General features: G+C 65.5%; 14 protein-coding genes. 11 read left to right on the forward strand and 3 right to left on the reverse strand.

The genetic code is table 11. The annotated features are described in order from the left end of the window. The first annotated feature begins 187 nt into the window (after window positions 1-187). From ACHL_RS03080 to ACHL_RS03105, 6 genes are all read left to right on the forward strand, one after another. The gene (locus ACHL_RS03080) at window positions 188-1,786 is read left to right on the forward strand and encodes a glycoside hydrolase family 68 protein (RefSeq protein WP_015935840.1); all 1,599 of its coding nucleotides are present in this window, start codon (window positions 188-190) and stop codon (window positions 1,784-1,786) included. Between the two features lie 223 nt (window positions 1,787-2,009). Then, complete coding sequence (locus ACHL_RS03085; protein WP_015935841.1) at window positions 2,010-2,471, forward strand: Asp23/Gls24 family envelope stress response protein; 462 nt, start codon at window positions 2,010-2,012, stop codon at window positions 2,469-2,471. After that, window positions 2,468-2,659, forward strand: a complete 192-nt coding sequence (locus ACHL_RS03090) for a membrane protein (protein WP_015935842.1) — start codon at window positions 2,468-2,470, stop codon at window positions 2,657-2,659. The genes ACHL_RS03085 and ACHL_RS03090 overlap by 4 nt, the downstream gene beginning before the upstream one ends. Then, on the forward strand, window positions 2,656-3,033 hold the full coding sequence (locus ACHL_RS03095; RefSeq protein ID WP_015935843.1) for a hypothetical protein: 378 nt from the start codon (window positions 2,656-2,658) through the stop codon (window positions 3,031-3,033). The genes ACHL_RS03090 and ACHL_RS03095 overlap by 4 nt, the downstream gene beginning before the upstream one ends. Continuing rightward, window positions 3,030-3,686, forward strand: coding sequence for a DUF6286 domain-containing protein (locus ACHL_RS03100; protein ID WP_015935844.1), 657 nt, complete (start codon window positions 3,030-3,032; stop codon window positions 3,684-3,686). The genes ACHL_RS03095 and ACHL_RS03100 overlap by 4 nt, the downstream gene beginning before the upstream one ends. Next, entirely contained in the window at window positions 3,683-4,294 is a 612-nt protein-coding gene (locus ACHL_RS03105) for a hypothetical protein (RefSeq protein WP_015935845.1), read from the forward strand. Before ACHL_RS03100 ends, ACHL_RS03105 begins: the two co-directional genes overlap by 4 nt. Window positions 4,295-4,334: 40 nt before the next feature. On the opposite strand, the gene ACHL_RS03110 is transcribed toward ACHL_RS03105, so the two are convergent. Next, a complete protein-coding gene (locus tag ACHL_RS03110; protein ID WP_015935846.1) occupies window positions 4,335-6,164 on the reverse strand; it encodes a glycoside hydrolase family 13 protein in 1,830 nt (609 codons plus the stop codon). 139 nt (window positions 6,165-6,303) lie between these two features. On the opposite strand from ACHL_RS03110, the gene ACHL_RS03115 reads away from it, so the two are divergent. The 5 genes from ACHL_RS03115 (at window position 6,304) to ACHL_RS03135 (ending at window position 10,952) form a co-directional block, all read left to right on the forward strand. Then, entirely contained in the window at window positions 6,304-7,590 is a 1,287-nt protein-coding gene (locus ACHL_RS03115; RefSeq protein WP_015935847.1) for an ABC transporter substrate-binding protein, read from the forward strand. A gap of 6 nt (window positions 7,591-7,596) precedes the next feature. After that, on the forward strand, window positions 7,597-8,634 hold the full coding sequence (locus ACHL_RS03120) for a carbohydrate ABC transporter permease (RefSeq protein WP_015935848.1): 1,038 nt from the start codon (window positions 7,597-7,599) through the stop codon (window positions 8,632-8,634). Next, a complete protein-coding gene (locus ACHL_RS03125; RefSeq protein WP_015935849.1) occupies window positions 8,631-9,527 on the forward strand; it encodes a carbohydrate ABC transporter permease in 897 nt (298 codons plus the stop codon). The genes ACHL_RS03120 and ACHL_RS03125 overlap by 4 nt, the downstream gene beginning before the upstream one ends. Further along, window positions 9,524-9,772 carry a hypothetical protein gene (locus ACHL_RS03130; RefSeq protein WP_015935850.1) on the forward strand — a complete coding sequence of 83 codons (249 nt, stop codon included), beginning with the start codon at window positions 9,524-9,526 and terminating at the stop codon, window positions 9,770-9,772. Before ACHL_RS03125 ends, ACHL_RS03130 begins: the two co-directional genes overlap by 4 nt. Before the next feature lie 127 nt (window positions 9,773-9,899). Further along, the gene (locus ACHL_RS03135; protein ID WP_015935851.1) at window positions 9,900-10,952 is read left to right on the forward strand and encodes a LacI family DNA-binding transcriptional regulator; all 1,053 of its coding nucleotides are present in this window, start codon (window positions 9,900-9,902) and stop codon (window positions 10,950-10,952) included. Between the two features lie 43 nt (window positions 10,953-10,995). On the opposite strand, the gene ACHL_RS03140 is transcribed toward ACHL_RS03135, so the two are convergent. Continuing rightward, window positions 10,996-11,889 carry a hypothetical protein gene (locus tag ACHL_RS03140; RefSeq protein ID WP_015935852.1) on the reverse strand — a complete coding sequence of 298 codons (894 nt, stop codon included), beginning with the start codon at window positions 11,887-11,889 and terminating at the stop codon, window positions 10,996-10,998. Window positions 11,890-11,923: 34 nt separating this feature from the next. Further along, window positions 11,924-12,730: an exodeoxyribonuclease III gene (locus tag ACHL_RS03145; RefSeq protein ID WP_015935853.1), complete on the reverse strand. Its 807-nt coding sequence runs from the start codon at window positions 12,728-12,730 to the stop codon at window positions 11,924-11,926. Between the last annotated feature and the right edge of the window lie 118 nt (window positions 12,731-12,848).

Here is a 12,848-nt window from a genome sequence, read left to right on the forward strand (position 1 = left end):
GACCCCGGCCCGGACATCGCCCCGATGTCGCCAGGGCCCGCTTCGGGACTCCACCCAGGTCCCGCCCCCGTTACAAAGGCGTCCCTGACGACGCCTGCCGTGCCGCCGGGGGATCCGCCGGAGTGCGGGGAACCAGGGCATCCGCCCGTCTTCCACGAACAGTTTGAACTCCGCGAGAAGAGCAAAAATGCACAAGCACCCCCAATCACCCCGGAAGCTGCGGTGGCGGTCCGCCGCCGCAGCCCTGGCGGCGTCCGTGGCCGCCTCGGCCTTCCTGGCCGTCCCCTCGGCGCAGGCCAACGAACCCGCTGACCCGCCGGCAGCCCAGCAGCTCCCGTCGCCAACGCCCGGCTTCCCCCTCCCCAGCAAGCACACCCAGCAGGCTGTTGACCCGGCGTCGGACTTCACCTCAAAGTGGACCCGTGCGGACGCCAAGCAGATCATGGCGCAGAGCAACCCGTCCGTTGCGCCGGGCCAGAACTCCATGAGCCCCGACGTCACCATGCCGGAGATTCCTGAGGACTTTCCGGCCATGAATGACGACGTCTGGGTCTGGGACACCTGGTCCCTCACGGATGAAAACGCCAACCAGATCAGCTACAAGGGCTACGACGTCATCTTCTCCCTGGTGGCCGACCGCCACGCCGGCTACGGATTCGACCAGCGCCACTGGAACGCCCGCATCGGATACTTCTTCCGCAAGACCAACGCCGATCCGGCCAAGGACAAGTGGAACTACGGCGGGCACCTGTTCCTGGACAACACATCCATCGGCAACACCGAATGGTCCGGCTCCACCCGCCTCATGCAGGGCAACCAGGTCAACGTCTTCTACACGGCCACCACGTTCCACGATGTGGCAGAGCGCAACGCCGGCGGCGGCGGAATCGCTCCCGACGCCGCCATCGCCAAAGCACTGGGCAAGATCCATGCCGACAAGAACGGCGTGACGTTCGACGGCTTCCAGCACACCAAGCTGCTGGAGCCGGACGGAAAGATGTACCAGACGAAGGCGCAGAACCCCGGTTTCGCTTTCCGCGACCCGTACACCTTCGCCGACCCGGCCCACCCGGGCAAGACCTACATGGTCTTTGAAGGCAACACCGCCGGAAACCGCGGCGACTACCAGTGCAAGGGCGAGGACCTGGGCTACCAGCCCGGCGATCCGCACGCTGAGAAGCTGACCGATGTCCAGAACACCGGCGCGCACTACCAGACCGCAAACGTTGGGCTGGCCGTTGCCGACAACAAGGACCTCACCAAGTGGTCCTTCCTGCCGCCGATCCTGTCCGCCAACTGCGTCAACGACCAGACTGAGCGCCCGCAGATCTTCATTCAGAATGAAAACGGCAAGAACAAGTACTACCTCTACACGATCAGCCACCAGTTCACCTATGCGGACGGCATGCGCGGCCCCGACGGCGTCTACGGCTTCGTGGGCGACGGCATCCGCTCCGACTACCAGCCGGTTAACAACAGCGGCCTGGCCCTCGGCTCGCCCACCGACCTGAACCTGCCGGCCAACAACCCGAGCGGAACCATCTCGGGCCAGCAGAACGGCAGGCAGTTCCAGGCCTACTCGCACTACGTCCAGCCCAACGGCCTGGTGCAGTCGTTCATCGACAACGTCAACGGCGTCCGCGGCGGCTCCCTGTCCCCGACCGTCAAGATCAACTTCAAGAACGGCGTGACCCAGGTGGACCGCAGCTTCGGCCAAAACGGCCTTGGCCCGTTCGGCTACCTGCCCACCAACAAGCGCATTGGCGGCGAAGGCCTCTACAAGTAACCAGACCGCGGCACCTGCCGCTTCCGCTGCCTGAAAGGGCGGCACCGCTCAGGCGGGGATGTCCTTGGGGGCCTCCCCGCCTGGGCCTTTAACTGCCCTTTCCCTTCGTTGTCCTGCCCTGCATCGACATCCGGGGCAATTCCACTGCCCTGTCGCGGAGGGATTCCAGCACATCACCGCAGGCTGGGGATAGGGTTGGAATCAAACGAAGGGGGAGTGCCTGATGGAATACCAGAACCCACAACCCACGCCGGGTGTCCACCGCGGGGCCGTGCCGGTTCCCGCTGGAGTGCCCGGCCCGGGCCGCACCGTCATTTCCGAAACAGCCGTGGCCAAGGTTGCCGGTATCGCCGCGAGGGCGGTCCCCGGCGTCTACTCCCTCGGCTCGGGCCCATCCCGGGCGCTGGGTGCCATCCGGGATGCCGTGGGCAGCACCGACCATGCCACGGGAGTCCGGGCGGAAGTCGGCGAAACGCAGGTGGCTGTCGATATCAGCCTGGTTGCCAGTTACGGCACGCCCCTGCACTCGCTGGCCAACCAGGTCCGGGCCGCGGTCTACCGGGCCGTGGAGGAGCTCGTGGGGCTGCAGGTGATTGAAGTGAACGTAGAGGTCACCGACGTCTACGTGCCGCCGCCCGTCAAGCCCGCCGTCGCCGGCTCTCCGGAAAGGGAGGCATTGCTGTGAACCTCACTGTGGCAGGCACCGCGATGGGTGCCTTTGTTGCTTTCATGTCCCTGCAGTTCGGCCTATGGGGCTTCCTCGTCTCCTTGCTCTTCATGGCCATCGGAGCGCTCCTGGGCCGCGCAGCCGAAGGAAAGCTGGACCTGCGCGGCGTCCTTGACGCCATCACGGGCCGGCGCTCATCGTCATGAGCGCGCCGGCGCCGGCAGTGCCGGGGCAGGCGCTCAACGGCCATAACCGGATCAGCACGCAGGCGCTGACCAGCCTCGCCAAGGCCGCAGCGGCCCACGAGTTCGGCGTTGACGCCCAGGACGTCCGTGCCGACTGGGCGGACGACGACGGACTCCTGGCTTTGTCGCTTGTCACGCCTATCAGGGTCCCTCCCTTGCGGGCGGCGATGGAGCCGGGCCGGATTGACTTGGTGGGCGGCTCCATCTGGCAGCGTACGGTGCAGGCCAAGTCCCGCATCCTGGCCACGGTGACCGAGCTCAGCGGAGCAAGCCTGAGCCGGGTGGACATCAGGATCAGTGGGGCGAGGATCAGCGAAGGAGGTCGGGTGCAGTGAGCAGCAGCGTGGAAACACGGGGCAGCGATGCCCGCGGAGGCAGGGGCGGACGCCACAATGGCCGGAGCCCGGACATGGCCAGGATCGTGCGCCGGGAAACACGTTCCACGCGTGCTGCAGCAGCCATCGTTGCCGCAGTGGTGGTCATGGCGCTGGCCGGGTACGGATTGCTGGAGGCTGCGGTGCACGCCATTGGCCAGCCGCCCTGGCTGATCGAACCGCAGGTCGCGGCAGAGCGGCTGACGGCGCTTCCCGCAGGGATTTCACCCCTGCTCCTGGGCGCCATCGGCGCCGTCCTTGCCATGGTGGGATTGGTCTTTTTCCTCAACGGCGTGGCGCCGGGACGCCGTGCCCGGCACACGCTCGCCGGCAGCTGGCTCGAATCCGGGCGTCCCGCCGTCGTCATTGACGACGAAGTGATCGCTTCGTCGCTGGCCCGCCAGGCACGGCTGGCAGCAAATGTCACGCCGGAGCAGGTGATGGTGGTGGTTTCGCAGCGCCAGGTTATGGTCAACGTCCGGCCCACCTCGGGCGTGCCCGTGGACGGTGACGCGGTGCTGGCCGCCGTACGGGAGGAAGTGGACCAAATGGCGCTCGATCCCGCGCCGGAAGTCCGTATCAACGTGGCACCGTCCGGGGTGGTGGGGGCATGAACAGCACACCAACCGCCCTGAACCGGATCCTCCTGACCCTGCTCGGATTGAAACTGCTGGCCGTGGGCCTTCTGTTGGTCCTGTTGGCCACCGTTCCCGCCATTGCGGCGTGGTGGCACTCCTGGTCCGCGGCAGCCTGGAGCAGCGCCAACGATGCCTTCAACGCCACCCGCTTCCCCGGGCGGCCGGAAAGCTGGCTCTGGATGGTGGTGGCATTGGTCCTGCTGGTCCTGATCGGATTGATGGTTGCCTGGGTGGCCCAGCAGGGTAAGGGCAGGTCCAACCTCCTGGCGTCCGAATATGATCCCGGGGAAGTCCCCGGCGATATCCGGATCGGCGCGGGAGTGGCCGAACAGGCCCTCAAGCAGGCGCTGGCCGGCCGCCCCGATCTTGCCTCGTCCAGCGTGACCACCTACGACGTCAAGGGCACCCCGACGCTGAAAATCCGGCTGCTGCCCCGCCAGGGTGTGGCGCCGCACCTTCTCGCCGCCGAAGTTTCCGGGCTGGTTGATGCCCTTGACGCTGTGGTGGGCAGGAAGACGCCTGTCCTCATCCACATCGGTGCCGGGGCGCGGACCCGCTTCGGCAGGGCCGAGCGCGTCCGCTGACGCCTGTGCCCTTCCGGCCGGAGGATCCAGGCCGCAGGGCTCAGGACTGGACGTTACCCGATTGGAGGGCCGTTGCCTTCTGCAGGTACACGGTGCAGTCCACGGGAATCTCCTGCATGGCCTCCCACTCGGCGCGGGGTTCCGGCCCGCTGGACAGCGCCACGGTGTAACCGTCGGGCACCGGGGCGCTGGCGAATCCCATGTTGGCAAGAACCAGCACGTCCCTGTTGGTGAAGGCCAGCACGCCGCTCGCCGGTGCGTGGGAATCTGCCCATTCAATGCTGCCGGCACCGAGTTTCTCCGCTGCACGGAAGGCCAGGGCCGCACGGTAGAGCTCCAGCGTGGAACCTTCCGCGCCGTCCTGCAGGTCCGCGGCGTGCGGACCGAAGCTGTCCGGCTGCGGAAGCCAGGGTTCAGCGGCGTTGTTGGCAGGGTCCGAGAAACCGAAGCCCGGGGCCCCGGCGGTCCATGGCAGCGGCACGCGGCAGCCGTCCCTGCCTATTTCCGCGCCCCGGGTGCGGAAGAACGTGGGATCCTGGCGTGCCCCGGCGGGAAGCGTGGTGTGCTCGGCCAGGCCGAGTTCTTCGCCCTGGTACAGGTAGGCCGAGCCGGGAAGGGCCAGTGACACCAGCGTGGCGGCCCGTGCCCGCGCCAGTCCCAAGGAGGTGTCCGGCTGTTCGTCGTCCGGGCCGATGCCCTTGGGAAAGGACGTGGGATCGGGGAGGCCAAAGCGGGTGGTGTGCCGGACGGTGTCGTGGTTGCTGAGCACCCAGGTGCACGGTGCACCGACGGTGGCGGCAGCGTCCAGGGAGGTATCGATGGCTGCCGCCATCCGCTCCGCGTCCCACCCGGCCAGCAGGAAGTCGAAGTTGAATGCCTGCTGCATCTCGTCCTGGCGGACATAGCGTGCCAGCCGTTCCGCCGGTTCAACCCAGGCTTCGGCCACCAGCATGCGGTCGGGTCCGTACCCTGACAGCACCTTGTGCCAGTCGCGGTAGATCGCGTGGACGCCCTCCTGGTCGAAGAAGGGCGACGGCGGATATGCCGGCGATACTGCACGGTGCGGTTCTTCGGCGTCTGTGTGGGCTCCGGGGGCATCGCCCGGGAGCAGGGGGTCCCGGAGCGGGGCAGTGCCCTCCACCATGGCCGCGACGCCGTCCCAGTCGGGCAAGCCGGCCTCCTTGACCAGCCCGTGGGCAACGTCCACCCGGAAGCCGTCCACACCCCGGTCCAGCCAGAACCGCAGGACGGAGCGCATCTCTTCCTGGACCTCGGCGTTGTCCCAGTTCAGGTCCGGCTGCTTGGTGTCGAAGAGGTGGAGGTACCACTCGCCGGCCTGGCCGTCCGGGTCCGTGACCCGCGTCCAGGCCGGACCGCCGAAGATCGACTTCCAGTTGTTGGGCGGCCTGTTCCCGTCCCGGGACCCTGGCTCAGCGTCCTTGCCCGGGCGGAAGATGTACCTGTCCCGCTCGGCGGACCCCGCCGGCGCCTCCAGCGCCATCCGGAACCACAGGTGCTCGTCCGAGGTGTGGTTGGGCACCAGGTCAACGATGACCTTCAAACCACGCCCGTGAGCATCCTGCAACATGCTGTCGAAATCATCCAAGGATCCGAAAAGCGGGTCCACCTGGCGGTAGTCGGCCACGTCGTAACCGCCGTCCGCCTGGGGCGACTTGTAGAACGGGGAGAGCCAGACGGCGTCCACGCCCAACCGCTCAAGGTAGGGCAGGTGGGCCGTCACACCACGGAGATCGCCCATCCCGTCGCCATTGGCGTCGGCGAAGGAGCGGGGATACACCTGGTAAACCACAGCGTCAGCCCACCATTCCTGGCTGCTGCTCCGGAGGCCTGGAACGCACGGGTTCGACATTTGGTTCCCCTTAGATAACTTTTTGATGTAAACGCTTGCATCAACGGCAGCAACCTTACTAGTGTGACAGGCACCACATCAACCTCACCAACAACCGCACTGTCGACTTACTTGTCTCTCAGCGAGGAGCTTCAAGCTAATGAAAACCCCTAGATTCCTTTTGCCGGTTGCCACTGCCGGCGTTCTGGCCCTTTCCCTGTCCGCCTGTGCCGGCGGAGGAGGTGGCGGAACCTCGGGCGGCGGCAGCGACGCTGAAGCCAATCTCGACAGCCGTGGCCCCATCACCTACGTGCAGGGCAAGGACAACAGCAACGTTGTCCGTCCGCTGATCGAAAAATGGAACGCTGCGCACCCCGACGAAAAGGTCACTTTCAAGGAGCAGACGGACAACGCCGACCAGCAGCACGATGACCTGGTCCAGAACTTCCAGGCAAAGAACGCGGACTATGACGTAGCCAGCGTGGACGTCGTCTGGACGGCCGAGTTCGCCGCCAAGGGCTGGCTCCAGCCGCTCAAGGACAAGATGGCCATCGACACCAAGGGCATGCTGGAGCCCACCATCGAGGCCGGCTCCTACAAGGGCACCCTCTATGCGGCTCCCGTTTCCTCCGACGGCGGCATCCTGTACTACCGCAAGGATCTGGTGCCCACACCGCCCAAGACCTGGGACGAGATGATGGGCATGTGCTCCATCGCCAAGCAGAACAACATGGGCTGCTACGCCGGCCAGTTCAAGCAGTATGAGGGCCTCACCGTCAACGCCTCGGAAGCAATCAACTCCGCCGGCGGATCCGTCCTCGACAAGGACGGCAAGCCGAGCCTGAACACCCCCGAGGCCGAAGCAGGCCTGGACAACCTGGTGAAGGCTTTCAAGGACGGCAACATCCCGGCTGAAGCCATCACCTACCAGGAAGAGGAAAGCCGCCGTGCGTTCCAGGACGGCAAGCTCCTGTTCCTCCGCAACTGGCCTTACGTCTACAACCTGGCAACCACTGAAGGTTCCTCCAAGGTCAAGGACGTTCTGGGCATGGCGGCACTTCCGGGCAAGGACGGCCCCGGTGCTTCTTCCCTCGGTGGCCACAGCGCAGCCGTCAGCGTCTACTCCGACCACAAGGCCACGTCCCTGGACTTCGTGAAGTTCCTGGTTGAAGAAGAGCAGCAGAAGTTCTTCGCAACCCAGGGTTCGCTTGCCCCGGTCCTCGGTGACCTGTACGAGGACCAGGAACTGGTTGCAAAGCTGCCTTACCTGCCGGTCCTCAAGACCTCCATCGAAAATGCTGTTCCCCGGCCGGTAACCCCCTTCTACCCTGCAGTCACCAAGGCCATCCAGGACAACGCCTACGCGGCGCTGAAGGGTGAAAAGCCTGCCAAGGATGCGCTCTCCGACATGCAGAAGTCCATCGAGACCGCCGGCGCAGGATCGTAAAAAGCCATGGCTACCGAATTGGGCCCGACGCCGGTCAAGCAACCGGCGTCGGGCGCCGCCCCGGCCCATCACGGGCCTAAAGGGGTAGGCGAAGACAACAGGATTGCCAGCCAGGGCAGGTGGGCCACCTGGCTGTTGGCTCCCACTGTCGTCGCGCTGGCAATCGTGATCGTGTACCCGATCATCAGCGCGATCGTGATGTCCTTCCAGAAGGACGCCGGTCTCGATCCCGTCACCGGTCTGTTCACGGACGGCGGCTCTGCCGGCATCCAGAATTATGTGAATTGGCTGGGGCAGCAGTGTGCCGCCCAGGGTGGCGGAACGGTGGCTTGCCCGCCGGGCACCCTCGGTGGACAGTTCTGGTCTGCCACGGCCACCACCTTCTTCTTTACGGTGGTTACCGTGGCCCTGGAAACCGTCCTGGGCTTCTGGATGGCCATGATCATGGCGCGGACCTTCAAGGGCCGCAGCCTGGTCCGCGCAGCCGTCCTGGTGCCGTGGGCCATTCCCACCGCCGTCACCGCCCAGCTGTGGCTGTTCATGTTCGACTTCAACGGCATCATCAACAAGCTGTTTAACGTCTCCATCCTGTGGACGGGCAGTGAATGGCCGGCCAAGTGGGCTGTCATCATCGCCGATACCTGGAAAACCACGCCCTTCATGGCGCTGCTGATCCTGGCGGGCCTGCAGATGATTCCGGCCGAGGTCTACGAGGCATCAAAGGTGGACGGGGCCAGTGCCTGGCAGCGCTTCCGCCTGATTACGCTGCCGCTGGTCAAGCCCGCGCTGATGGTTGCCATCCTGTTCCGCACCCTTGACGCGCTGAGGATGTTCGACCTGCCTTACATCCTCACCGGCGGTGCCAACAACACCACCACACTGTCCATCCTGGTGATCAACCAGATCAGACAAGGGTTCAACTCAGCGGCGGCGTTGTCCACCATTACGTTCATCATCATCTTCCTGGTGGCGTTCATTTTCGTCCGGTTCCTGGGCGCCAATGTGGTGGAACAAAGCGGCGCAACCGGTAAGGGGAAGAAATGACAACCGCAAGTGCTCCCGCCGGGGTGCGGGTGGACCAGAACGCTGCGCGCAAGACCGCCCAGAACCGGGAAAGGTGGGCGAGCGCCAGGACGTACATCAGCGCCGCCGTCATCCTGATCTGGTGCCTGGCGCCCGCCTACTGGATGGTGGTGACGGCGTTCCGCGAAGTGGGCTTCACCTACGACACCACGCCGTGGCCCACCCATGTGACGCTGGATAACTTCCTCACCGCGTTCGACACCTCCTTTGGCAACAAGTTTGGCCAGGCGCTGCTGAACAGCATCATCATCGGCGTCACCGTCACGGTGGTGTCGCTCGTCATCGGCGTTTTTGCCGCCTACGCGCTGGCCCGGCTCAACTTCCGGTTCAAGTACCTGGTACTGGGCTTCATCCTGGGGGCCTCCATGTTCCCGGGTGTTGCCCTGATCACCCCACTGTTCCAGCTCTTCACGAACATTGGCTGGATGGGCACCTACCAGGCGCTGATCATCCCGAACATCTCGTTCGTCCTGCCGCTGACCGTCTACACGCTGACGTCCTTCTTCCGCGAAATGCCCTGGGAGTTGGAGGAGTCTGCCCGCGTGGACGGCTGCACACAGGGACAGGCGTTCCGCAAGGTGATCATGCCGCTGGCGGCTCCGGCCATCTTCACCACGGCCATCCTGGCGTTCATCTCCTCGTGGAATGAATTCCTGATTGCCAGCCAGCTGTCGAACGAACGGACCCAGCCGGTTACCGTTGCGATCGCCAGCTTCGCGGGTGCGCAGCCAAACCAGATCCCGTACACGGCCATCATGGCCGCGGGCACCATCGTGACCATTCCGCTGGTGATCCTGGTGCTGGTCTTCCAGCGCAAGATTGTTGCCGGCCTGACGGCAGGTGCAGTCAAGTGACAGGCGATGCTTCCCGCTCCCGGGCTCCGGGAGCGGGAAGCACACGCCGCCGCGTCCGTTCGGGAGAAGACTTCGACATCATCATCGGGTTCCTCGGCTTCTGGGCCCTGGTCCTGCTGGTGGTCACCGTCTGGATGGAAGTGACCGCGCAGCCCGCCCTGGGCTGGGCCTTGGGTTTGCTGGCAACCCTCCTGGCGCTCTACGGCATGATCCGCCTCCGCCGGAAACTTCCGGACCGCAGGTAGCCGGTCACAGAACGGGGCACGTCCTGCGCGGTTAACACCGCGTCCACGCAGAATGCGAAAATACGAAGTCTTGGGGGTAACGCAGGGCGGACAGCCTTACGCTGCAAGGAGTTATTGAGGGGGCACCGTGGCACGCACAACAGAGAGATCCCAGCGGGGCGGCCATAACGGTGTCAGTATCGAGGACGTTGCCGCCGCAGCCGGTGTATCAACTGCCACGGTGTCCCGGGCCGTACGGGGCCTTCCCAGGGTTTCGCCGGCCACCCGGGAGAAGATCCTGGAAGTCGCAGGAAACCTCGGCTACGTGGCGTCGTCCTCGGCCTCAGGCCTCGCCACGGGGAGAACCAAAACCATCGGTGTGTTGGCCCCGTTCGTCAGCCGCTGGTTCTTCTCCAAGGCCATCGAAGGGGCCGACCGGGAACTCCATGCCCGGCAGTACAACCTCTCGCTGTTCAACCTGGGCGGCCACGGCAGCAACCGGGAACGGCTCTTCAGCAAGACCATGGTTTACAAGCAGATCGACGCCCTGCTGGTCCTCTGTATGGCGCTGACCCCGGAGGAGCTTGACCACCTGCAAAAAATCGACATCCCCCTGGTTGTGGTGGGCGGGCATGTCGAGGAGTGCGCCTACATCGGCATCGATGATTACGCGGCCGCTTCCACAGCTGTCCGGCACCTGATCGACCTCGGCCACCGGGACATTGCCCTCCTCCATGGCGATGATGAAACTGACCTGAATTTCGATGTTCCCAGGGTCCGCATCCTGGCCTTCCGGGACGTGATGACGGCTGCCGGCCTGACGATCCGCCCTGAATGGGACGAATGGGGAGACTTTACGGTCCGCAGCGGGCAGGAAGCATTCCGGCGGCTCTGGTCCGGGTCCGAGGCCAAGCCCACCGCAATCTTCTGTGCCTCGGACGAGATGGCCATGGGCGTCATCTTCGAGGCCGCCCGCATCGGCGTCAACGTACCGGCGGACCTGTCCGTGGTGGGTATCGACAACCACGATTTCGCCGAAGCCATGGGCCTGACCACGGTGGGGCAGCGGCCGGACGAGCAGGCGGAGCTGGCCACCAAGATGCTTCTCGATGAGCTGGACGGACAGGAAGGGGCGGTGCAGTCCGCCGTCGCGCCGCACGAACTGATGGTCCGGAGGACCACGGCGCCGCCCCAGCATTGACCGTCCCCGGCCGGAGTGCGCAGACGGGGAGGGACGCCGGAACTCAGGAGGCGCGGGCCAGCTGCCGGATGGGGATCCAGCGCGAGGCCAGCCGCCGGTAGGCCGCAGCCGCACCGGTCATGTCGCCCTCGGCCAGGCATTCGATGCCGAGCCTGATGTCTGTGGGGGAGTCGTCCGGGTAGACCTTGTCCGCCACCGAGCCGTAGTCCAGTTCAATCATCGACTCCACATGGAACTGCTCCAGCCATTCGGTCAGCTGGGCAAGGTCATCCAGCATGTCGAGGTCCGGGGCGGCCAGTGCAAGATTGGCGACGGCGTAGCGGGCACGTTCCAGCGCATCGGTGATTGACGCCCACACCCGGACGGTGACGATCCGGCCGCCGGCCTCCACCACGTCCTTGTGGTCCGACTCCATGAACAGGGAAAACCAGCTAAACGGAATGCCCCACGTCGATGCCCGGGTGTGCACCCGAGTGGAACCGTCCCGCGCCTTGACCAGGTCGATGCGTTCCTGGTGCCTGTCCCGCTGCTCTTCGGGGATAAGCAGTTCCGCGAGCGGGCCGTGGATCCCTTCCATCAGTGCGTTGGCGGCCAGACCCGCACGGAGTACCAGCTGGCTGGGGCAGTACAGGAGTTCAGGCTTGGCCTCGGAGCCGCCGTCGCCGTCAGCGGTCCCGCCGGGCTGGGCGGCCGGGGCAGGGGTGACCCGCACCAGATCGGTGCGGCCGGTGGGAAACGGATCACCGCCGGGGCGGGTGATGCGGCCCAGCGAGGCGAGGAGTTCGGCGTTCTCGACGGCGGCACGTGAGGCAGAGCGCGCCCCGGCCGCCTGGATGGCTTTCCGCTGTTCCTGCGGGAAGGCGTCCAGGGGCTCGTAAACGCGGAGGGTGGAGGAAAACGGCAGGCCTGCCTGGCCCCGGTAGAGGTTGCCCGTCACTGCGGTCTCCTTTGCTGGGTCCAGGACGTTGTCATCAGTCCGCCAGTTCAACCAGGACGGGGGCGTGGTCTGATGCGCCCTTGCCTTTGCGTTCTTCCCGGTCGATGGAGGCGCCGGTGACCCGGGAGGCCAGAGCCTTCGAAGCCAGGACGAAGTCGATCCGCATGCCTTCCTTCTTGGGGAAGCGCAGCTGTGTGTAGTCCCAGTAGGTGTAGACGCCGGGGCCGGGGGTGTACGGCCGGACGACGTCCGTGAAACCGGCAGTTTCGAAAGCATGGAAGGCGGCGCGCTCCGGCGGGCTGACGTGGGTGTACCCGTTGTTGACGAAGAGATCGATGTCCCAGACGTCGTCGTCGAAGGGGGCGATGTTCCAGTCACCCATCAGTGCCACCTGGGCCTCGGGATTTTCCGTCACCAGGCTTTGGGCGTGGCTCTTCAGGCTTTCGAGCCACTTGAGTTTGTAGGGCATGTGTTCGTCATCCAGGGAGCGGCCGTTGGGGATGTACAGGCTCCAGATCCTGACACCGCCGCAGGTGGCGGCCATGGCGCGGGCTTCCTGCACCGGGTCCTTGCCCGCCTTGCCGAAGGCCGGCTGGTCCAGGAACGTGCGCTCCACGTCCTCCAGCCCCACCCGGGAGGCGATGGCGACGCCGTTCCACTGATTTACGCCGAAGTGGGCCACCTCGTAGCCCATGCGTTCGAAGAGCTCCCAGGGAAAGTTGTCGTCCTTGCACTTCGTTTCCTGGATGGCCAGGACGTCGCAGTCGCTGCGCTGGAGCCAGGCTTCAACACGGTCGGCGCGGGCACGGAGCGAGTTCACATTCCAGGTAGCTATCTTCACGCCTCCTAACTTACCGTGGCGGCCGCACCGCAGGTAAAGCAGCCGGTGAAGCCCGCGCGGCGGCCCCGGGCACAGCGGAGCGGGCCGCGGCGGGCGCGGGAGGCACGATGGAATTTAG

Origin of the sequence: Pseudarthrobacter chlorophenolicus A6, from assembly GCF_000022025.1 — a bacterium.
Lineage (GTDB): Bacteria > Actinomycetota > Actinomycetes > Actinomycetales > Micrococcaceae > Arthrobacter > Arthrobacter chlorophenolicus.